This is a genomic window from Pseudoalteromonas sp. EB27 (assembly GCF_001974875.1).
GTDB lineage: Bacteria > Pseudomonadota > Gammaproteobacteria > Enterobacterales > Alteromonadaceae > Pseudoalteromonas.
The window spans coordinates 230901-252069 of sequence record NZ_MTQD01000003.1; the positions used below are offsets into that span (position 1 = coordinate 230901).

Annotated in this window: 19 protein-coding genes and 1 riboswitch; of the genes, 12 read left to right on the plus strand and 7 right to left on the minus strand. The window is 39.3% G+C overall.

The features are described from left to right. The first annotated feature begins 64 nt into the window (after positions 1–64). Both BW142_RS05315 and grpE read left to right on the plus strand, forming a co-directional pair. Positions 65–1030 carry an HrcA family transcriptional regulator gene (locus BW142_RS05315; RefSeq protein WP_076924148.1) on the plus strand — a complete coding sequence of 322 codons (966 nt, stop codon included), beginning with the start codon at positions 65–67 and terminating at the stop codon, positions 1028–1030. A 58-nt stretch (positions 1031–1088) separates the two neighbouring features. Further along, positions 1089–1700, plus strand: coding sequence for a nucleotide exchange factor GrpE (gene grpE / locus BW142_RS05320; RefSeq protein WP_007375833.1), 612 nt, complete (start codon positions 1089–1091; stop codon positions 1698–1700). A gap of 34 nt (positions 1701–1734) precedes the next feature. Here grpE and BW142_RS05325 read toward each other — a convergent pair whose 3' ends face one another. Then, positions 1735–2937 (minus strand): Bcr/CflA family efflux MFS transporter, encoded by a 1203-nt coding sequence (locus BW142_RS05325; protein ID WP_076924149.1) that lies wholly within the window; start codon positions 2935–2937, stop codon positions 1735–1737. Between the two features lie 196 nt (positions 2938–3133). On the opposite strand from BW142_RS05325, the gene BW142_RS05330 reads away from it, so the two are divergent. Continuing rightward, positions 3134–3931, plus strand: a complete 798-nt coding sequence (locus tag BW142_RS05330) for a M48 family metallopeptidase (protein WP_076924150.1) — start codon at positions 3134–3136, stop codon at positions 3929–3931. Positions 3932–4019: 88 nt separating this feature from the next. Here BW142_RS05330 and BW142_RS05335 read toward each other — a convergent pair whose 3' ends face one another. The 3 genes from BW142_RS05335 to BW142_RS05345 all read right to left on the minus strand — a co-directional run bounded on the left by BW142_RS05335 (position 4020) and on the right by BW142_RS05345 (position 7424). Then, positions 4020–5036, minus strand: coding sequence for an alpha/beta hydrolase (locus BW142_RS05335; protein WP_076924151.1), 1017 nt, complete (start codon positions 5034–5036; stop codon positions 4020–4022). 152 nt (positions 5037–5188) lie between these two features. After that, positions 5189–5977 (minus strand): nucleoside-binding outer membrane protein, encoded by a 789-nt coding sequence (locus tag BW142_RS05340; protein WP_024599619.1) that lies wholly within the window; start codon positions 5975–5977, stop codon positions 5189–5191. Positions 5978–6110: 133 nt separating this feature from the next. Next, a complete protein-coding gene (locus BW142_RS05345; protein WP_024599618.1) occupies positions 6111–7424 on the minus strand; it encodes a Na+/H+ antiporter NhaC family protein in 1314 nt (437 codons plus the stop codon). Positions 7425–7795: 371 nt separating this feature from the next. On the opposite strand from BW142_RS05345, the gene dapB reads away from it, so the two are divergent. From dapB to ribB, 6 genes are all read left to right on the plus strand, one after another. Then, entirely contained in the window at positions 7796–8599 is an 804-nt protein-coding gene (gene dapB, locus BW142_RS05350) for a 4-hydroxy-tetrahydrodipicolinate reductase (RefSeq protein ID WP_076924152.1), read from the plus strand. Between the two features lie 362 nt (positions 8600–8961). Then, complete coding sequence (gene carA, locus BW142_RS05355; protein WP_076924153.1) at positions 8962–10098, plus strand: glutamine-hydrolyzing carbamoyl-phosphate synthase small subunit; 1137 nt, start codon at positions 8962–8964, stop codon at positions 10096–10098. A 16-nt stretch (positions 10099–10114) separates the two neighbouring features. After that, a complete protein-coding gene (gene carB, locus BW142_RS05360) occupies positions 10115–13333 on the plus strand; it encodes a carbamoyl-phosphate synthase large subunit (RefSeq protein ID WP_024599615.1) in 3219 nt (1072 codons plus the stop codon). A 48-nt stretch (positions 13334–13381) separates the two neighbouring features. Further along, positions 13382–13858 carry a transcription elongation factor GreA gene (gene greA, locus BW142_RS05365; RefSeq protein ID WP_024599614.1) on the plus strand — a complete coding sequence of 159 codons (477 nt, stop codon included), beginning with the start codon at positions 13382–13384 and terminating at the stop codon, positions 13856–13858. 158 nt (positions 13859–14016) lie between these two features. After that, positions 14017–15075 carry a S66 peptidase family protein gene (locus BW142_RS05370; protein ID WP_076924154.1) on the plus strand — a complete coding sequence of 353 codons (1059 nt, stop codon included), beginning with the start codon at positions 14017–14019 and terminating at the stop codon, positions 15073–15075. A 76-nt stretch (positions 15076–15151) separates the two neighbouring features. Next, positions 15152–15325, plus strand: a riboswitch (FMN riboswitch). 140 nt (positions 15326–15465) lie between these two features. After that, positions 15466–16119 carry a 3,4-dihydroxy-2-butanone-4-phosphate synthase gene (gene ribB, locus BW142_RS05375; protein WP_076924155.1) on the plus strand — a complete coding sequence of 218 codons (654 nt, stop codon included), beginning with the start codon at positions 15466–15468 and terminating at the stop codon, positions 16117–16119. Between the two features lie 80 nt (positions 16120–16199). On the opposite strand, the gene BW142_RS05380 is transcribed toward ribB, so the two are convergent. After that, complete coding sequence (locus BW142_RS05380; protein WP_076924156.1) at positions 16200–16856, minus strand: nitroreductase family protein; 657 nt, start codon at positions 16854–16856, stop codon at positions 16200–16202. A 132-nt stretch (positions 16857–16988) separates the two neighbouring features. Between BW142_RS05380 and BW142_RS05385 the strand changes: the two genes are divergently transcribed. Genes BW142_RS05385 through rhlP form a run of 3 tightly spaced genes read left to right on the plus strand, consistent with a single transcriptional unit; the run spans position 16989 to position 19125 of the window. Then, entirely contained in the window at positions 16989–17924 is a 936-nt protein-coding gene (locus BW142_RS05385) for a LysR family transcriptional regulator (RefSeq protein ID WP_076924157.1), read from the plus strand. 13 nt (positions 17925–17937) lie between these two features. Next, positions 17938–18282 carry a lactoylglutathione lyase gene (locus BW142_RS05390; RefSeq protein WP_076924158.1) on the plus strand — a complete coding sequence of 115 codons (345 nt, stop codon included), beginning with the start codon at positions 17938–17940 and terminating at the stop codon, positions 18280–18282. A gap of 18 nt (positions 18283–18300) precedes the next feature. After that, positions 18301–19125 carry a rhombotarget lipoprotein gene (rhlP, locus tag BW142_RS05395; RefSeq protein ID WP_076924159.1) on the plus strand — a complete coding sequence of 275 codons (825 nt, stop codon included), beginning with the start codon at positions 18301–18303 and terminating at the stop codon, positions 19123–19125. 79 nt (positions 19126–19204) lie between these two features. Here rhlP and BW142_RS05400 read toward each other — a convergent pair whose 3' ends face one another. Next, positions 19205–20095: a dienelactone hydrolase family protein gene (locus BW142_RS05400; RefSeq protein WP_076924160.1), complete on the minus strand. Its 891-nt coding sequence runs from the start codon at positions 20093–20095 to the stop codon at positions 19205–19207. Between the two features lie 106 nt (positions 20096–20201). Beyond that, positions 20202–21158, minus strand: coding sequence for an alpha/beta hydrolase (locus tag BW142_RS05405; RefSeq protein WP_076924161.1), 957 nt, complete (start codon positions 21156–21158; stop codon positions 20202–20204). Positions 21159–21169 lie beyond the last annotated feature (11 nt).

Sequence of the window (21169 nt, forward strand, 5' to 3'; positions counted from 1 at the left end):
ATTTTATTCGCAGTGAGTTAGCTGCACGACTTGAAAAAGAACTAAACGCCCCGATATCTCTTTCATGCAACAAGATGTAGATACCATGAAACTAAACCCACGAGATCAGCAAATTTTTTCAGCTGTTATGAACATGTACTGTAATGGTGAAGGCTTGCCTGTTCCATCAACAAAAATTGCCAAGCTCAAAGGCATGGCAGTGTGTTCGGCTACAGTTCGTAATGCTATGGCTCGCTTAGAAAAAGTGGGCTTATTGTATTCACCTCATACATCCGCTGGGCGGGTGCCGACAAATGAAGGATTTGATTATTGGTTTGACGAATTTTTTGTGCTTGGCGATATTGCTAATTATTGGCAACCACAGCAATCACAACTCGTTGAGTTAGCCCATGGTTTGAGCCAAAAATATCAAGTCTGTTGTTGTGTTGGTTTACCTCAAGCCAGTTCACAGCAAGTATTTAGAGTAGAAGTGCTTGATTTTGATTCTACCGACTGGCTTATTTTATTAATAGATAGGGCTGGGCAGAGTCACAATATTTGTATTGATAAACCTCATGATTCGTCAGACTCTGTTCGTTATCAATTTGCCACATGGTTAAATACAGTATTTAGCCAACAAACCTTAATGGAAGGTTTGTACCGTATGCAAGCTATGGCAAATACAGCGCCTCGAAATTGCCATGATTCGCTTAATCAATGGACGCGACACTTGAGCCAGAAATTAGGCTCAGATAACAGTATTGTTGTTGGTGAAAATTACCTCTACAAACAAATTGATTGCGAGCAGAGCTTAAATATTGGTGTTTCATTTTTAAATTACGTAGAAGATAAGCTCGCTTTTAAAAACGGGTTATCAGTACTTAATAGCGAAAAGCTGCCTTTTACTGAGTGCAACGAATTGATTGTAATAAGTGTGCCATACTTTCAAAATCAAGAATATCAAAGCCGCTTTTGTATAATTTGTCCTAAATCAGCGCAGATTGAAGAAATAATTCAAGAATTTAAATTAATTGAGGCATCTAACTCTTGAATCTTTTTATTCAATCCCCATAATTACCGCAGTTGTAAAGAATTGGAGCACGTATTTTATGTCTGAGCAGACACAAAACCCTGAGCAAGAAGTAGAATTAAACGAAGAAATTTCTAAAATGCAGGCTGATGTAGAAGCAGCAGTAGAAGCCGCTGATCAGCATGCAGAACAAGAGCAAAGCCCTGAAGCAGAAATTGCTATGTTATATGCAGAGCTTGAAGCTGCAAAGCAAACAATTGCTGATCAAAAAGACGGTGTTGTTCGTGCCGCAGCAGATGTAGATAATATTCGTCGTCGTGCAGCACAAGATGTAGAAAAAGCACATAAATTTGCACTAGAAAAATTTGCCAACGAATTACTACCTGTAATTGATAACCTTGAACGTGCTATTGAATTTTCTGATAAAGAAAATGAGACTTTAAAGCCGTTGCTTGAAGGTATTGATATGACGGTTAAGAGCTTTAATGACGCTGTTTCTAAATTTGGTGTTGAAATTGTAAACCCACAAGGTGAGCAGTTTAATCCAGATTTTCATCAAGCAATGTCAATTCAGCCAAGTAACGATGTAACACCTAATACAGTGCTTGCTGTTATGCAAAAAGGTTACACATTGAATGGTCGTTTATTACGCCCTGCGATGGTTATGGTTTCTAAAGCTGCTGATGCTTAATTAATTTAAGATTATTAGCTTTGATAAAAATGCCTCATATTGAGGCATTTTTTTTGTCTTTTTTATAGTGAATTAACTGCACGAGCATAGTGAGTAACACGGCGCTAAACATTAAACTTGAAAATGGCACTGCGCTTTCTGCATGCATAATGGCAAGTAGCGGGCCAACTAATGCACCACTACCAAAACGAAGTGTGCCAATTACGGCGGTTGCCGTACCTGTGTTTCTTTCAAATTTCATTAATATTAGCGAATCAGCATTACTTGCAGTGACACCTAAACTCATCATTAATGGCGCAATAGCAGCCACAATATAATAAAGTGATAAGTGCAATAAGCTAAATGTTAACAGCGAAAGCCCCGATACAAACCCACATACAAGCCCAATATAGAGCATTTTTCGAGAGCCCAGCCTTGGTACAATTCGCGTATTTAAAAAGTTACCAAACATCAGCGCCATTACGTTAAACGCAAATAGCACACCAAATAATTGTTCTGAAACCTCATATAAATCTAAATATATAAAAGGTACTGAGGTTAAAAAGCAAAAAAATCCAAACGATACAAACATAGAACTGAGTATATCTGCACGTGCGTCTTTATTACTGAGTACTGTTTTATAGCTATCAAAAAACAGAGCAAGGCCCTTTTTTTCATTTGTATGAATAGGTATATCTATTAAATACACTTGTACAAACGCTAATATTAAAAAGCTATAACCAGCAAGTACTAAAAATATGGTCGACCAAACAGAGAACCCTAAAATAAACGAACCAACAGAGGGGGCTACTAACGGTGCTACCATCATGATCATCGACACATACGACATTCCCTTAGCTGTATTTTGCTGATAAATATGGCGAATAATACCCGGTACGACTACGGTTGCTGCAGCTCCCGTAAATGCTTGCACTGCTCTAAGAGTCCAAAATGCATGGATTTCGGTAGTAAATGCCAGTGCAAGTGAGCTTGCGCCAAATAGGGTTAAGCCAATACGTGCGAGCTTACGACGGCCAATTTGATCGGCAATAGGGCCAAAAAATAACATACCTAATGAATAACCCGCTAAGTAAATACTCAACGATATTTGTACATTTGGCATATTAGTGTGTAAATCGTTTGCAATTACCAGCATGGCGGGCAAATACATATCAATCGCCAATGGAGTAATCGCTACGATACTGGCTAATAAAGGCAATAAAATACGGGTATTAAAAGACGAGGTTGAGGCGTCCATGTGTAAACTCAACAATCACTAAAAACAAGGGCTATAGTGTAACAGGGCATTGTATTTGGATAAACTTAGTTTGCCTGCTAAGTTTATCGTCTCATCGCATCTTTTAATATAAAGGTATATAAAGCAAATATTTTATATTGGTACTGTGTTTGCTATTCTACAAGCAATAAAAAATTCATTACTTAAGAGAATTATCATGAAAAAACTAGTACTTGCAGTATTAGCGACAGCCGTTTTAGTCGGTTGTAAAACGTCACCAACAGGGCGCACTCAAATAGCGCTTTACTCAGACCAACAAATGAGTGAAATGGGCACAGCTAGCTTTGCTGAAATGAAAGCATCTCAGCCAATAAATAAAGATGCTAAAACAAATGCATATGTAAATTGTATTGCTGAAAAAGTAGTGGCTGTATTACCAAAAGAATACGCGTCGCAAAATTGGGAAGTAGTTGTATTTGAAGATGAATCTGCTAACGCTTTTGCACTACCTGGTGGTTACATTGGGGTTCATACGGGCTTATTAAAAATAGCCACGAATCAAGATCAATTAGCAACAGTGCTAGGGCACGAAGTAGGGCACGTTATTGCTGAGCATTCTAATGAGCGTGTTTCACAAAGCTCTATTTTAGATACCGGTATGCAACTTGGTAGTGCAGCACTTGAAATGGGTAATATTCAATACCGTAATGAAATCATGCAGGGTCTAGGCTTAGGCGCACAGTATGGTGTTGTTTTGCCATTTAGTCGTTCGCACGAGTCAGAAGCTGATGAAATTGGCTTAGATTTAATGGCGGAAGCAGGCTTTAATCCACAAGAATCAGTAACCCTTTGGCAAAATATGAGTGCAGCAGGCAGTGGTACAACACCTGAGTTTTTATCAACTCACCCAGCGCCAACTAACCGTATTAAAAACTTACAAGCGCAAATGAGCAAGGCTCTTGGCGAACAAAGTACAGCTAAAGCGCAGGGTAAAAACCCACAATGTAAGCTGTAATTTAGCTTATATAATAAAAACCCTGTAAATAGTTTACTTACAGGGTTTTTGTTTTTTTACTATAAAAACTCATTATCTAGTATTCAGGTTATTTAGTATTAAGTGCCTTGTTAAATACGTCTTTAAAACGATCAAAATCTTCAATTTGCGGCAAATGACCTAAATTATTCAGTTCAAATAGTTGAGCATTAGGGATAAGTGATGCAGCATGCTTACCTAACTTATCGTATCGACCAAGCTCGTAATCAACACCGTCTTTTTTCCAGTTGCGACCTGGACCGGTCCTGTCTCGTGTACCAATAATTAATTTAACTGGCACAGTTAAATCTTTAAATTCGGTTATTACAGGCTGAGTGAAAATCATGTCATATGTTTTAGCATTTACCCACGCCATTTTTTCTTTATCTGGGCCTTGAATTTGCCCTGTTATAAAGTCAGTTAAGGCTGAATATGTTGTATTCCACTTACCATCGTAGTAATTTTTTTGTTGATACTTTCTTACACCTTCAGGTGTTTTTGCTAATTCATTTTTATAGAAAAAGTTAGTATCTTTGTAATCAACATACTGCAAGTAGTTTTCAAGCCCAATAGGGTTTACTAAAATTAGCTTTTTAGTAGTGTTTGGATACATTAAAGCAAAACGACTCGCTAGCATCCCGCCCATTGAGTGCCCTAATACAATCGACTCCTTTATATTAAGTGAATCTATTAACGCGTGAGTATGATGAGCAAGCGTCGCAAATGAATATTGATAATCCGTTGGTTTAGACGATTTGCCAAAACCAATTTGATCAGGGATTAATACGCCGTAACCTAAAGATTGCAAGTATTGCGCAGTTGTAGTCCAGTAATCTGCATTAAAATTTTTGCCATGCATAAGCGTAACTGTAGGCATGTCGGATTTGGTTGGCTTTAAGTAAATATAGGCCATTTTTAATGATTGTTTCTGCGACTCAAGTGCAAAATAATTTACTTTAAAATCGTATTCGTAATTACTTAAAAGTGCATCGTAAGATAGAGACTCTGTATTTACTTCACTACTTGCTAAAGCATTATTAGTTAAAGCTAACAATGCAGAAAAACAAATAACTTTGATTGATGACATGTTGATACTCCTAGTAAGGCAAGCGTGTGGCTTAAATGAAGTACGACAATAGCTAAGTATTAGACGCTGTTCAATTAAATACTTTTTATGCATAAAAAAAAGGAGCGCTTAAAAGAGCTCCAATATATGTAATTTTAACGCAGTGTGGCCGTTTAAAATGTCCACTCTACATGTATTTGCGGAACCGACTCTGTGACCTCAGTACCTAGCTTGTTGTGCCAGTATTGAAGCTCCATACCCAGCAGTAGTGTGTTTTCTTTCATTTGAAGGGCGTAACCCATATCCCACACTAAAATAGGCTGTGCGAGTATCCACGCTTCTACGTCGTTACCAAATTCATCTTCACGCTCTGCGATGTATTCAGCGTGGCCTTTAAAGCTAAACTTTTGTGAGCCAATAGTGAAAGGATATTCAAAAGCTACATCAAGCATCCAGCTATTAGTTTCAATAGGTGCGCCGCCTTTTGCGACACCTTCACTATCGTCAATGTAGGCTGTGAACAGCGTTTGAAAAAAGTTGAACCCAGGTACATCCCAGCTTAATTTAACACCAGGTAGATACTTCATTACTTTTGCATCGCCAGCAACGTTAATACCGCCCGTTAGGCCAACATCTAATAATGCGCCAGAGCCAATTTGCTTACCAGTGATGGCAGATAAGCTAACCGTTGAGTACCACTCACCATAAAAATCAGCATCTTGGTAACCATCATCTATATCGTCTTTACTGTAATCGATAAAAAAGAAGTTATCGCCGTAATCGTAACCTGATGCATGTTGAACCGAGTATACAGTGGTGTCTGACTCTTGCTCAGTGAATGGATTTTTTTGGCTGCCATTATTTATATGTAGCGCTGTACTGCTCCAATTGGCAGCAAAAGCCGACGATGATAAAGCTAGAGAAGTAAGGGTAATAAAAGGGAGTAATTTTTTAAATTTCATAACTGTTTAATAACTATAATTTTAGTGACACGCGGGAGCGGCAATTATAGCAGAAGAGATTGATTTGTTGATCGCTAATTTAACACATGTTGCAGCCTACTTAATAAGCTGCAACATGTAATAACTCAATTTATTATGCTTTATTACGGCGTAAACAAATAATAGTAATCGCCGTAAATGCTAAAATAAAACAGTAATAAGAAGACGTTGATACTTCCCACGGGCTAATTTTAAACGTAGCACCTAACAGTAGCGCTTGTGCGCCATAAGGAAGAGAGCCTTGCGTTACACAAGCAAATATATCAAGCAAACTTGCAGAGCGTTTACCGCTTATTTCACCATCATCTGCCAGCTTTTTAGCAATAGGGCCAGCAACAATAATAGATACGGTGTTATTGGCAATACACATATTACTTGTCATAACCAATGCTGCAATACCTAATTGATCGGCCACTTTACGATGCCATTTTGCAATGATTTTTGTAATCGCCTGAATTTTATGAGCAATATAATCAAGGCCACCGTTAATACGAATAAATTCAGATAAGCCACCTATAAACATTGATAGTAAAAATATTTCCTGCATATCGGTAAAGCCTTTGTAAATGTCTTTTACAAAGCTTGCGCCTTCATAACTTCCTGTAAAGCCCATTAATGCAGCAAAAATAATACCGCTAAACAACACTACAAATACGTTCAAGCCAGCAACGGCTAACACTAAAATAAAGGCATAAGGAAGTACTAACCAAATATCGTAATCTTTGGTTTCAACAACTTGCGCCGCAGGTGTTAAATAAAACAATAAGCCAATAGTTAGTATTGCAGCAGGGACTGCAATTTTAAGATTCTCTTTAAACTTGTCTTTCATTTCACAGCCCTGTGTACGTGTGGCTGCAATAGTCGTGTCTGAAATAATTGATAAGTTATCGCCAAACATAGCACCAGATACAATCGTACCTGCCATTAAAGCAGGATCGATACCTGTTTTAATTGATACCGCATAGGCAATAGGCCCAATAGCACCAATCGTTCCCATAGACGTACCCATTGCTGTAGATACAACCGCTGCAATTAAAAATAAGCCAGGAAGCAACAACGCAGGTGGAATAAGAGATAAGCCTGCATTTACTACCGCATCCACACCACCGGTTGCACTGGCAACGGCAGAAAACGCACCTGCAAGTAAGTAGATTAAACACATTGTAATAATATTGTTGTGCCCGGCACCCTTAATAAAGGTTTCTACACACTCATTTACTGTGCCTTTATTTAAAATGAACGCAAGCATTATGGCAGGTAATATAGCCACTGGAGCAGGAAGTTGATAAAAAGCGTAGTCAACCCCTTGAGATTGTAAATATAAACCAGAGCCCAAAAATAGTGCTACAAAAGTTAAAAGGGGTAGTAAAGAAAGTATTGCTTTGTTTTTGTTAAATGATGGCTGCATCATAATCCTCGAAACCAGTTAATTTACAACAGCCAAAAATTCCTCTTTTAGCTGAATTTAGCAAATCTACCTACTATGTTAATCATTAACAAAATTAGGAGAATGCAGCGCCCGCAAGCCAAAGACCAAATCGACGCGAAAGAGAAGTTTAAATGTATAGATGGCTAAAGTAAACTGGTATTGTTATTATTATTTAATTAAAGGGTTACCTGACTATTGCATGACTTTTAGATAATATCTACAAAGTAACGCTATTTTCAGCGATTAATATTTGTCCAACTGCATAAAAATGCCCAAACGCGTATTTGCAATGCTCCGGATATATACTCAGATTAGTAAAAAACGGATTCAAATTTAAATTAGGTAAAACAATGACTACAAATCGAATAGGCGTTTTTGGTGCTAACGGCAGAATGGGCTTAGCATTACTGGAAGCTGCAACAATTAAAGAGCAAACACAACTTACAGGTGCATACGTTCGTAGCAGTTCATCGTTATTAGGTATTAATGTAAATCAAGTAAATAGCGCAGCCGATAATAGTGTTAGCTTTAGCGAAGAAACCACAATAGATAATGTAGATGTTTTAATCGACTTTACGCTTCCCGCTGGTATGAAAAACCATTTAAAAACCGCTGTAGCACAAAAAATTCCTATGGTTATTGGTACAACGGGTTTAACAAGCGACGATATGGCACTTTTACACGATGCCGCTAAGCATATTCCTATTGTATTTGCGCGGAACTACAGTGTAGGAGTCAATGTATTACTGAACCTTGTGCAAACCGCAGCGATTAAATTTGGTGACGATTTAGATATTGAAATATTTGAAGCGCATCATCGCCATAAAATAGACGCACCATCGGGTACTGCGCTCGCTATAGGTGAGTCAATCGCAGAGGCAAAAGGCTGGGATCACGACGAGGTTGCTGTATACGACCGAAGCCAAGTAGAAACCGCTAAATCGCAAAACGAAATTGGTTATTCGGTACTAAGAGGGGGCGATATAGTAGGTGAACACACCGCATACTTCGCCACAATGGGCGAAAGACTCGAATTAACCCACAAAGCAAGTTCAAGAATGACATTCGCTTTAGGTGCTGTAAGGGCTGCAAGCTGGTTGAAAAATAAACCTGCAGGACTTTATGATATGCAAGATGTGCTAGATCTGAAGTAGTTTAGTTACTTTTTTAGCTGTTTGGGTCTAATTTCACCTACAGTGACTTGTTTGTAACAATTTACCAAATAATGTTAGACCTAAATAGCATCTTCATGTAATATGCAGCCAATTTGCCAAAAATTACTAAATGCGTGTTTCCAATTATACCCAAGTGGCTAGTAAATCCAGGGTTTCAGTGGGAATAAAAATAGTTTTAGGCAAGAAAAAATGATTGAAGGTTTAGTGGTTTACATCTGCATCATTTAAGACTGCGTAAAACAATTTAAGCTCACAAAAATCTGGTTTTGACGATCCCTCTGGGTATTGGCGGGGTGTTAAGCAATTGCTTGCTCCCGTTTTTTACTGTTAGGAGGTTTAACTTGACTAAATCCGCTCTGTTAGTCCTAGAAGACGGCACAGTGTTTCGCGGTACTGCAATCGGCGCTGACGGCATGTCTGTCGGTGAAGTAGTATTCAATACGTCTATGACTGGTTATCAAGAAATTTTGACTGATCCATCATACGCGGAACAAATCGTAACTTTGACGTACCCACACATCGGTAATACGGGTACCAACAGCGAAGACGAAGAAGCGAATCAAATTTGGGCTAAAGGCCTAGTGATCCGTGATTTGCCACTGCTAGCGAGTAATTTCCGTAACGAGCAATCGTTAGATGATTACTTAAAAGAACGTAATATTTTAGGTATTGCGGACATCGACACCAGAAAATTAACTCGAATTTTGCGTGATAAAGGCGCACAAAACGGGTGTATTATTGCTGGCGACGAGTTAGACGAGAAAAAAGCGCTACAAGCCGCGCAAGCCTTCCCAGGTTTAAAAGGTATGGATTTAGCAAAAGTTGTCTCAACCAAGGAAAATTTTGAGTGGCGCGAATCAAGCTGGACATTAGGCGAAGGATTTAAAACCCTTGATACTGCTGATGAAAAGTTTCATGTTGTTGCCTACGACTTCGGTGTAAAGCGTAATATTTTACGTATGCTTGTAGACCGAAGCTGTAAACTTACAGTAGTACCAGCGCAAACTTCTGCCGCTGACGTACTGGCTTTAAACCCTGATGGTATCTTCCTATCTAATGGCCCTGGCGATCCTGAGCCATGTACTTACGCTATTGATGCAATTAAAACCTTTTTAGAAACCGACACACCTATTTTTGGTATCTGTCTAGGTCATCAGTTATTAGCCCTTGCCTCAGGTGCTAAAACAGAAAAAATGAAATTTGGCCACCACGGCGCTAACCACCCAGTTAAAGACTTAGACCGCGATGTAGTTATGATCACGGCTCAAAACCATGGTTTTGCAGCTCAAGAGTCAAGCCTGCCAAGTACGCTTCGTGCCACGCACAAATCGTTATTTGATGGAACGCTTCAAGGTATTCATCGTACAGATAAACCTGCGTTTAGCTTCCAGGGTCACCCTGAAGCAAGCCCTGGTCCGCACGATGCAGCCCCATTATTTGACCACTTCATCGATTTGATGCAAGCGCGTAAACACTAATTTAACTGGAGTAATAATGCCAAAACGTACCGACATAAAAAGCATTCTTATCTTAGGCGCAGGCCCAATTGTAATTGGTCAAGCTTGTGAATTTGACTACTCTGGTGCACAAGCGTGTAAAGCACTTAGAGAAGAAGGCTACAGAGTTATATTAGTTAACTCAAACCCTGCAACCATCATGACCGACCCTGATATGGCCGATGCAACCTACATCGAACCAATTCATTGGGAAGTGGTAGAAAAAATTATTGAAAAAGAAAAGCCAGATGCAGTGCTGCCTACAATGGGTGGTCAAACAGCATTAAACTGTGCGCTTGAACTAGACAAGCACGGTGTATTGGCTAAGCACGGCGTTGAACTTATTGGTGCAACGGCTGATGCAATCGACAAAGCAGAAAACCGTGAACGCTTTGACATTGCAATGAAAAATATTGGTCTTGAATGTCCACGTGCTGAGATTGCTCACACAATGGAAGAAGCTAAAGACACAATGACTCGCATTGGCTTGCCATGTATTATTCGTCCATCTTTCACTATGGGCGGCACCGGCGGCGGTGTAGCGTATAACATGGAAGAGTTTGAAGAAATTTGTGAGCGCGGCTTAGACTTATCGCCAACAAACGAATTACTAATTGATGAATCACTGATTGGTTGGAAAGAGTACGAAACAGAAGTTGTACGTGATAAAAACGACAACTGTATTATTGTTTGTACTATTGAAAACTTTGACCCTATGGGTGTTCACACTGGCGATTCAATCACCGTTGCACCAGCGCAAACGCTAACCGACAAAGAATACCAAATTATGCGTAACGCCTCTATGGCGGTATTACGTGAAATTGGTGTAGAAACTGGCGGCTCTAACGTGCAGTTTGGTATTAATCCTGCTGATGGCCGTATGGTTATTATTGAGATGAACCCACGTGTATCACGTTCATCTGCATTAGCATCTAAAGCAACGGGTTTCCCAATTGCTAAAATTGCTGCAAAGCTAGCAGTAGGTTACACGCTTGATGAACTTCAAAACGACATCACTGGCGGTAAAACACCAGCGTCTTTTGAGCCTTCAATAGATTACGTTGTAACAAAAATACCTCGCTTTAATTTCGAAAAATTTGCCGGTGCTAACGACCGTTTAACTACGCAAATGAAATCAGTTGGCGAAGTAATGGCGATTGGCCGTAATCAACAAGAGTCACTGCACAAAGCATTACGTGGTCTTGAAGTGGGCGCAACGGGTTTTAACCCGATAGTTGCACTTGATGACCCTAAAGCAAAAGAAAAAATTATCCGTGAACTACGCGAGCCAGGCGCTGAGCGTATTTGGTACATTGCCGATGCAATGCGCCATGGTATGAGCGTTGATGATGTTTACGAACTGACTAAAGTTAATCGCTGGTTCTTAGTACAAATAGAAGACATTTTAAAAGACGAAGCAAAAATTGGTGAAGTAGGTATGGCGGGCTTAAATGCCGACTTCCTACGTAAACTTAAACGCAAAGGTTTTGCAGATCCGCGTATAGCTGAAATTGCGGGTGTATCTGAAGCTGAAATTCGTAAAAAGCGTCATTTATTAAACATCGTGCCAGTATACAAGCGTGTTGATACGTGTGCAGCTGAATTTAGCTCAGACACTGCTTATATGTATTCAACTTACGATGAAGAGTGTGAAGCTAACCCAACTGATCGTGATAAAATCATGGTTATCGGTGGTGGCCCTAACCGCATCGGTCAAGGTATTGAGTTTGATTACTGTTGTGTACATGCTTCGCTTGCGCTTCGTGAAGACGGTTATGAAACCATCATGGTTAACTGTAACCCTGAAACGGTATCTACCGATTACGATACATCTGACAGGTTATATTTCGAACCAATTACACTTGAAGATGTACTCGAAATCGTACGTGTTGAAAAGCCAAAAGGCGTTATCGTGCAGTATGGTGGTCAAACACCACTTAAACTAGCGCGTGAGCTTGAAGCGAATGGCGTGCCAGTGATAGGTACTTCACCTGATGCGATTGACCGTGCAGAAGACCGCGAACGTTTCCAACAACTTGTTGAACGTTTGAACTTACTTCAGCCAGAAAACGCAACAGTAACTTCAACTGAAGAAGCTTTACTTAAATCAGTTGAAATTGGCTTCCCATTGGTTGTACGCCCGTCGTATGTACTTGGTGGTCGTGCAATGGAAATTGTATACGACGAAGACGATTTACGTCGCTACATGACCGAAGCTGTGCAAGCATCAAACGAAGCGCCTGTATTGCTGGACCGTTTCTTAGATAATGCGATTGAAGTTGACGTTGACGCAATTTGTGATGGCGAGCAAGTAATCATCGGCGGTATCATGGAGCATATTGAACAAGCGGGTGTTCACTCAGGTGACTCAGCATGTTCATTACCAGCACATTCATTATCGCAAGAAGTGCAAGATGTAATGCGCAAGCAAGTAACCGACATGGCGCTTGAACTTGGTGTTGTTGGCTTGATGAATACACAGTTTGCAGTAAAAGATGGCAAAGTGTACTTAATTGAAGTTAATCCACGTGCTGCACGTACTGTACCGTTTGTATCTAAAGCAACCGGTGTGGCGCTTGCAAAAGTAGCTGCACGTTGTATGGCAGGTCAGTCTTTAGCAAGCCAAGGTATTACTAAAGAAGTGATCCCTCCTTACTACAGCGTTAAAGAAGTTGTACTGCCGTTTGCTAAGTTTCAGGGTGTGGATCCAATCCGAGGTCCTGAAATGCGTTCAACGGGTGAAGTGATGGGTGTTGGTGATACTTTCGCCGAAGCATTCGCAAAAGCACAATTAGGTGCAAGCAACACTTTACCACGCGGTGGTCGCGCGCTATTATCTGTTCGTAATAGCGATAAGCCACGTATTGTTGAATTAGCCAAAATCATGACCGACTTAGGTTTTGAACTTGACGCAACTGGTGGCACGGCACAAGCTCTTGAAGAAGCTGGCATTGAAGTACGACGTGTAAACAAAGTATATGAAGGCCGCCCGCATATTCTTGATTATATCAAGAATAAAGAGTACAGCTATATCGTTAATACCACCGAAGGTCGCCAAGCGATCGAAGATTCGAAGGTGTTACGTCGTGGTGCATTGCAAAATAAAACCAACTATACGACAACCTTGAACGCGGCATTCGCTAACTGTACTGCTAATAAAGCAGATGACCGCAGTAAAGTGACGTCAGTTCAAGAGCTACACCTGCGATTGAACTAAGGAAATGTGCCAAGGCCAACTAGGGCCTTGGTGTTAAGTGAGAAAAGTATGCAATCAATTCCGATGACAGTTCGTGGCGCAGATTTACTGCGTAAAGAGCTTAACGAATTAAAAACAGTTACCCGTCCTAAAATCGTAAGTGATATTGCGGTTGCACGTGAACATGGTGACTTAAAAGAAAATGCTGAGTACCACGCTGCGCGTGAGCAACAGGGTTTTTGTGAAGGTCGAATTCAAGAAATTGAAGCAAAGCTTTCAAATGTTCAAATTATCGACGTAACTAAAATGCCGAATACTGGTAAAGTTATCTTTGGCACTACGGTAACAATTGTAAATGTAGAAACCGATGCAGAAGTAAAATACCGTATTGTGGGCGATGATGAAGCAAATATTAAAAACAATTTAATATCTGTTAACTCGCCTATAGCGCGTGGTTTAATTGGTAAACAAATGGACGACGCAGTGTCTATTGAAACACCAAAAGGTATTGTTGAGTACGAAATCATTGAAGTTGAGTATCTTTAACGCACAACTCACTTTAACGTTTTAAATAAAAGCCGATGTAATTACATCGGTTTTTTTATGTCTTAAATAAATTACTATACTGATAAGGGCGTTCATATTGCATAAAGAGTAGGCATGATGATATAGGTACATAATCACTTCATTAAAAGGAACACTCAATGGCTAATATACTTTACCCTGCGCCTTTAAAAGTAGGGTCAAAAATAGCAATTTGCTCACTTTCAGCAGGTCTTAAAGAAAAGTTCCATGCACGATTAGACATTGTTATAAATGGATTAAAAAATCGAGGGTATGATGTTGTTGAAGGCGAGTTTTTACGTCAAAACAAACCGCGTGAACAGCTTAATGCTAAAGCACATGCTCAGCAATTAATGGGCTTTTTATTAGATGAAGAAATTGATGCAATTATGCCGCCAATGGGTGGTGAGCTGGCAATGGAAATACTGCCACTGCTTGATTTTAATGCCATTAAACAAGCAAAGCCTAAATGGTTAGTTGGCTTTTCTGATGTGAGTACTATTGCCTGTGCATTAACGGCTAAGTGCCAATGGGCGACCCTGCACAGTGCTAACCTTATGCAGTTGCATCCTGATGAAAAAAATCCGTATAGCTTACAAATATTCGAAACCCTTACTTACGAAGCGGGTAGTAAATTTGAGCAAGGGCCTTCCTCTTTATATCAAAAAAACAAGCCTAGCTACGCGCAAAACCCAAATGAATTACTAAGTCCTAGCGAGCCAACAAAATGGCAATGTTTAAACTACACAGATAAACGCACCATAGAAATGTCAGGTCGCTTATTTGGCGGATGTTTAGATACAGTAGGTTTACTGCTCGACTCACCATTTTTAGCACTACATGAATTTAAAAAGGACAGTGCGCCCGAAGGGCTTATTTTATACCTAGAAAACTCAGAGCTTACACCTACAACCGTTGCACGATTTTTACTGTCATTAAAATTAGCTGGCATATTTGACGACATTAATGGTTTGGTTTTAGGGCGAAGTGAAATTACTCAAAGTCATTATGATGCCTTTGACTATCGACATGCGCTTGATGTAGCACTGGGTGGGTGTTTATTCCCAGTCATTTTTGATGCTGACATAGGGCATGTTCAACCTAACTTAAATTTAGTTAACGGCGCTACGTGTACGCTTATTGCTGATATAAATGAAGGTATAGTAAACAGTGCATCGTTAAATATTCAACTTTCGTAGTTTTTATCGCATTTAGTTTTGAAAAACAAATAAGTACAGGCGTATAATGTGCCTGCAGTAAGTGCTAATGCTTACTGTAAATTCTCAGGGCGGGGTGAAATTCCCCACCGGCGGTATGTTTAAAGTTACTTGTAACTCAAACGAGCCCGCGAGCGCTTTATTTAACTTATTTTTACAGTTAAGTAAAGGTCAAGCAGATCTGGTGAGATGCCAGAGCCGACGGTTAGAGTCCGGATGAAAGAGAATATAGCTTATTTATGTACACCAAAACGTAGCTTTTTGGTGAGCATTTTTAATGCTGTTTTGGTTTAATTCATGCAATTTTATTTGTATGGCTTTGCCATGCCTTTCAGTGTCCTGAATCTATTATTTTTTATTTGGAATATAATGATGATTCAGTCTCTACTTACTCAATTCGGCGAAAGCCAAATCCGCGTACAAAGCGCAATTACTGCACTACAGCAAGGGCAAGGCGTACTTGTTGTTGATGACGAAAACCGTGAAAATGAAGGCGACTTTGTATTTTCAGCTGAGCATTTAACGACTTCTCAAATGGCCGAAATGATCCGCGAAGGCAGCGGCATTGTTTGCTTATGCATGGGGGCGGAGCGTATTAAACAGCTCGACTTACCGCAAATGGTTACCCACAACACGAGTCAAAATAACACAGCTTATACAGTCACTATTGAAGCTAAGCATGGTGTTACAACAGGCGTGTCTGCTGCTGATAGAGTAACGACTATAAAAGCGGCGACAGCCGATAACGCTAAACCAAGTGATTTATCGCGCCCAGGGCATGTATTTGGTTTAAGAGCACAAACGGGCGGAGTATTAGTTCGTCGTGGCCATACCGAAGCATCCGTTGATTTAATGCAACTTGCCGGCTTAAAACCATTTGGCGTAATTTGCGAACTTACTAATCCAGATGGTTCAATGGCGCGCTTACCTGAGGTGAGTGATTATGCTAATAAACATAATATGACCGTAGTTTCTATTGAAGATTTAGTACAATACATTCAGGCTGCGCAGCTTCAAGTAAGTTAAACCGCTTTGAAGAAAAAAACCACTTATTTAAATAAGTGGTTTTTATAATATTGTTATCATTTAAGTTTATAACGTATTACTCATAAAATCTGAATAACTTGCTCTTTTGCCAAGCGAGATTTAGGTAGTTTAGCATTATAATCTTCAGCGCTATCATGATAGCCAAGCACTAATGCCACGTCGCATACGTAACCATTGAGTTCTCTTTCAAAAACTTCGCCAATCAGCTCGGCATCTACGCCTTCCATTGGAGTAGAATCAACCCCTAAACGTGCAGCTGCATGCATAGTGTTACCCAGTGCAATGTAAGTTTGTGCTTTAGTCCACTCTTCATTACCGCCTTGCTCATCAGTATTCATATCCACAAACGCATAAGCACCAAAAGCTTGTTCGCGATTTTCTGCTTTAGTACGGCCATTTTTAATATCTGCATCAATGATTTGTGCGTAATCATCGCGGGTATATTTAGGGTTATGAGCAAATAATATTATATGCGACGCTGTTTTAATATGTGGCTGGTTAAACGCAAATTTATTAGCAAATGTACTGTGCATACGCTCTTTAGCTTCATCTGATTCAATTACGATGAATTTCCAAGGTTGCGAGTTAATTGATGATGGAGATAAGCGCATAGCTTCGTAAATAACGTCTAAATCGTCTTGAGATACACGTTTCGTTGCATCGTAACGTTTTGCTGTGTAACGCTTTTCTAAGTCATTAATAATAGGGTGAGTCATTGGTTTCTCCAAAATAAATAAGATTAGCTGTACAAAGTATTCGTCATTTACTTTATGTATAAATAATACAGCTTGCTTTGCATTAAATAAATCGCATAATCATTGAATCATTATCAAATATAAATAGATAATATGAATATAGAAGATTTAAAACTTATTTTAAAAGTCGCTGAGTTTAGAAGCATTACGCTTGCAGCTGCTAAATTAGATATGCGAACAGCCACGGCAAGCGCTGCTATTAAGCGTGTTGAGTCTGCGCTTGGTAGTGAACTATTTGTTCGTACAACACGTCATTTAAGGTTATCGGCTGCTGGGGAGCGCTACATACCACAATGTGAGCAGGCTTTAGCAGTACTTGAACTTGCAAAGCAAAACCTTAAAGGTGAACATGAGGAAATCGAAGGGGAGTTACGTGTTGCACTTTCATCTGACTTGGGGCGCAATTTAGTGATCCCATGGATTGATGAACTCATGGATAGTTATCCTAAGTTAAGCCTACGAACACATATAAGTGATAGTAATATCGACTTTTATCGTGACTCAGTTGATATAGCACTTCGTTATGGCTCGCCTAATGATGCAAGTGTTTATGGTTTTAAAATTTGTAACGTACCACGCTTATTATGTGCAACTGACGAATACCTCTTACAAAACGGGACTCCCGTGCATCCTGATGATCTAGCGTCGCATCAAGGTTTGTTTTATCAGTTGCAGGATATTATAAATAATACGTGGGAATTCAGTGATGGTGAGTCAAAATATAAAGTTAAAATGGGTGGCAGGCGCGCCTCAAACGACGGCGATTTAGTAAGGCGCTGGTGCGTTGCGGGTAAGGGCTTAGCTGTAAAATCGGCACTTGATATAGCCGACGATTTGCTTAACGACAGGGTGGTTACCGTAATGCCAAATTATCAACATGTTAATGGTGAACTTTGGCTTATTTGCCCAAGTAGGCAGTCAATAACCCCTGCTGTGCGTTTACTACGTGATGCATGCAGAGCAAAATCCCAAGCTATTTTGCAGCAGTTGGTAAATAAAGGAATTATTGATAAAAGCGTACTGAGCTAATTTAGGAAGAGTTATGCAAGTTGATGATATTAGAGTTTTTATTCCCTGTAAAAGCTATGAGCAATCTCAGCGCTTTTATAAAACGCTTGGATTTAAGATTGAAGATGCCTCAAATGATTTATGTGTGTGTACCTTTGGCGAATGTACGTTCTTTTTACAGCGTTATTATAATAAAACGTTTGCTGAAAACTTAATGCTGCAACTTTGTGTGTTAAATATAGATGAAGCATACGAACTCATTAGTAACCTAAACGGTTTTGACATCCGCTTTGAGGGTATAAAACAAGAACCTTGGGGTAGCGTTATTTACTTATGGGGACCATCGGGTGAGCTTTGGCACGTAACTGAATTAAATTAAAAATAAAAAGGAATAAATATGAAATTTAATAAATATATAATCATTTTGATGGCGGCCTTACTTGCTTCTTGTAGCTCGTTTATGAGTAACAATACAGGTAAAAATACACAATCTAGTAGCTTAATGGATTTTTTATATCCTGATCAACAAAGCCGTGCTACCTATAAACCTGAAATACCTGTTTTAAAACTCCCTGTTACCGTCGGAATTGCATTTGTACCGTCTAAAAACTGGCAGCCAGACGGGCTAGAGACCCAAAACCAAGTCGAATTACTCGAAAAAGTAAAAAAGTCATTTCTTCAATATGATTACATTGACCGCATTGAAGTTATACCAAGCACCTATTTAAAGGGTGGTGAAGGTTTTGCAACACTCGAGCAAGTAGGGCGACTTTACGATGTAGATGTAATGGCACTGGTTTCATATGATCAAATTACGCAATCTTATGAAAATAATGCAGCCTTACTTTATTGGACAATAGTGGGTATGTACGTTATTCCAGGTAATGAAAATACAATCCAAACCTTTGTGGATACAGCTGGTTTTGATATTAAAAGTAGAAAAATGCTATTTAGAGCACCTGGTATAAGTAAGCTTGAAAAAAGAACAACAGCAATAGGTATTGATGAAACGTTATCTGAAAAGTCGGCTGAAGGTTTTAATCTAGCGGTTAGCGATATGAGTACTAATTTAGATGCAGAACTAGCAAGGTTTAAAACACGTGTTAAAGAAGAGAAAATCGTAAAAGTCGAAAATAAAGATGGCTCTATCAGCGGAGGCTCTTTGAGTATTTATTTACTCGTTTTGTTGTCGTTATTAGTTATGCGTAGTAAAAAAGTTTAAAGTTGATAAAAAACCAAGTATTTTTAATAATGCCACCAGCTTAGAGCTGGTGGCATTATTTTTTAATCGCTAACTTAGTTTAACTTAGCTTTTTATTAAAAAACTCAACGGTACGTTGCCATGCAAGCTCGGCATTGTCTTTATCATAACGACCTGTAGAGTCGTTATGAAACCCATGATTTGCCCCTTTATACATATGCATAGTGTATTCAACGTTATTAGCTTTTAAATCTTGTTCGTACTGTGGCCACGACGCGTTTACACGTTTATCTAGCTCGCCTAATTGAATCATTAATGGAGCTTTAATGTTTTTACGTAAACTTTCACTGGCAGGAGTGCCGTAAAAAGGCACTCCTGCGCTGATTAAATTACTATCTACAGCTGCTAAATAATTAACAATGTAGCCACCAAAACAAAAGCCCACAGCGCCGAGTTTACCGTTACTGTTAGCATGCGATTTTAAAAAGTGTGCTGCGGCTACAAAATCGTTTTGAATTTTAGCGCGATCCATGGTTTTTTGCATAGCGCGTCCTTCATCATCGTTACCAGGGTAGCCACCCAGTGGAAAGAGCGCATCGGGTGCAAATGCAATAAAACCTACCTTAGCTAAGCGTCTTGCTACATCCTTTACGTATGGGTTTAATCCACGGTTTTCGTGTACCACAAGTACAACAGGAAGTTTACCTTCTATGTTTTTAGGGGTTGCTAAGTAACCCTTGCCTTTACCGTGCCCGTTTGGCGAATCGAATTCTTCGTACGTTGCCGTTATATCGTCATCGTTAAACGACACTTGTTCAGCCAGCGCGTAATTAGGTAATAATGCTGATGTAAGTACAGCCATTGAAAAACCAAGTGCAGCAAGCCCCCCGAGTTTTTTCATAAAAGTACGACGGTCCATTAAACCGTGGGCGTATTCGTCATACCAATCAAAGGCTTCTTGAGGAATGTGATCAGAGGGAGATTTATTCATGGCTGTTCCTTAATTTTATTATGTTATCTGTTATTTAAATACCATAACGTATTAGGAATAAAAAACGAGCAATATTTTCTCTCAATTATTAGGACTGTTGCCAAAGCTATCCGTCAAGCAAGGAAAGGAGCACATTCCTTTGTTGTTTGGATATTAAAGAAACCATTTTGATGTGATTTAAATCTTTTACCTCATAAATACTCACTTTTGGATTATTAAGAGTAAGCAACCCATTATATGGACTCACTTTGTCTGCATTACTTGAAAAGATGTAAGTTTGCCTAGCATGAGGGGTCTTATTTAGATTACTTAATATAGCGAGTTTAGTAAGAGGTACTTCACTTTTTTCAATTATCTTAACGGCAACTTCATTTATATAATCATCGCCTAATAGTTTGCTATAAATAGGGTGTGATAAGTTAGCAATTGTGTTTAGTGCGGCCTCAAAATTAATCATTGGGGCATAAAGTATATGCTTACTAATGTTCAGCTTAGATGCCAACTCAACTCCCGCAATTGCGCCCATTGAGTAACTAATTAAGGAGATATCAGTGTAGTTTTCTTTATTTACATAATTGATTAACACATCAAGAGAGTTTAAACCAAATCTAAACTTATCGTATTGATTACTAGCGGGCATCACTATCACATTTTTTCCCGTAATATGACTAAGCCATCTTGCTTGCATGGTGTAAATCAAACTGTCTACGCCATATCCTGGAAAGATAATTAAAAGTCCGCTACTTGAATTACTTGGTAAATTATCTGAAGTAAATTGGTATTCAAAAACATCATCTTCAGTGCTTCCTCCAACAATGAAACTTAACGAAAGTGTATTGCCATCTAGTAGGTAGCTTTCGATATCCTTAGGTGAAATAAACCTAAAATCGAGGCAATTATCTTCACTATCACAGTATTGGATTTGTGTTCCAGACGCAAAAATAGAGTTTTGATATATTGTAGAGCCAAATTTCTCCGGAGGCTTAGTTATTTGATAAGCAATATAGCTCTGGCACCCGCTTAAAAAAATAACTAAAGAAATAATCAGTATGTATAAGCGCATTAAAGTCCCTT

Bases quoted from the DNA above. Each gene is read 5' to 3' on its own strand.
- greA (WP_024599614.1), top strand. From the start codon at position 13,382: ATGCAATCAATTCCGATGACAGTTCGTGGCGCAGATTTACTGCGTAAA.
- BW142_RS05390 (WP_076924158.1), top strand. From the start codon at position 17,938: ATGCAAGTTGATGATATTAGAGTTTTTATTCCCTGTAAAAGCTATGAG.
- BW142_RS05385 (WP_076924157.1), top strand. From the start codon at position 16,989: ATGAATATAGAAGATTTAAAACTTATTTTAAAAGTCGCTGAGTTTAGA.
- BW142_RS05400 (WP_076924160.1), bottom strand. From the start codon at position 20,095: ATGAATAAATCTCCCTCTGATCACATTCCTCAAGAAGCCTTTGATTGG.
- BW142_RS05330 (WP_076924150.1), top strand. From the start codon at position 3,134: ATGAAAAAACTAGTACTTGCAGTATTAGCGACAGCCGTTTTAGTCGGT.
- BW142_RS05405 (WP_076924161.1), bottom strand. From the start codon at position 21,158: ATGCGCTTATACATACTGATTATTTCTTTAGTTATTTTTTTAAGCGGG.
- grpE (WP_007375833.1), top strand. From the start codon at position 1,089: ATGTCTGAGCAGACACAAAACCCTGAGCAAGAAGTAGAATTAAACGAA.
- ribB (WP_076924155.1), top strand. From the start codon at position 15,466: ATGATTCAGTCTCTACTTACTCAATTCGGCGAAAGCCAAATCCGCGTA.
- BW142_RS05335 (WP_076924151.1), bottom strand. From the start codon at position 5,036: ATGTCATCAATCAAAGTTATTTGTTTTTCTGCATTGTTAGCTTTAACT.
- dapB (WP_076924152.1), top strand. From the start codon at position 7,796: ATGACTACAAATCGAATAGGCGTTTTTGGTGCTAACGGCAGAATGGGC.
- BW142_RS05345 (WP_024599618.1), bottom strand. From the start codon at position 7,424: ATGCAGCCATCATTTAACAAAAACAAAGCAATACTTTCTTTACTACCC.
- carB (WP_024599615.1), top strand. From the start codon at position 10,115: ATGCCAAAACGTACCGACATAAAAAGCATTCTTATCTTAGGCGCAGGC.
- BW142_RS05315 (WP_076924148.1), top strand. From the start codon at position 65: ATGCAACAAGATGTAGATACCATGAAACTAAACCCACGAGATCAGCAA.
- BW142_RS05370 (WP_076924154.1), top strand. From the start codon at position 14,017: ATGGCTAATATACTTTACCCTGCGCCTTTAAAAGTAGGGTCAAAAATA.
- rhlP (WP_076924159.1), top strand. From the start codon at position 18,301: ATGAAATTTAATAAATATATAATCATTTTGATGGCGGCCTTACTTGCT.
- BW142_RS05380 (WP_076924156.1), bottom strand. From the start codon at position 16,856: ATGACTCACCCTATTATTAATGACTTAGAAAAGCGTTACACAGCAAAA.
- BW142_RS05340 (WP_024599619.1), bottom strand. From the start codon at position 5,977: ATGAAATTTAAAAAATTACTCCCTTTTATTACCCTTACTTCTCTAGCT.
- BW142_RS05325 (WP_076924149.1), bottom strand. From the start codon at position 2,937: ATGGACGCCTCAACCTCGTCTTTTAATACCCGTATTTTATTGCCTTTA.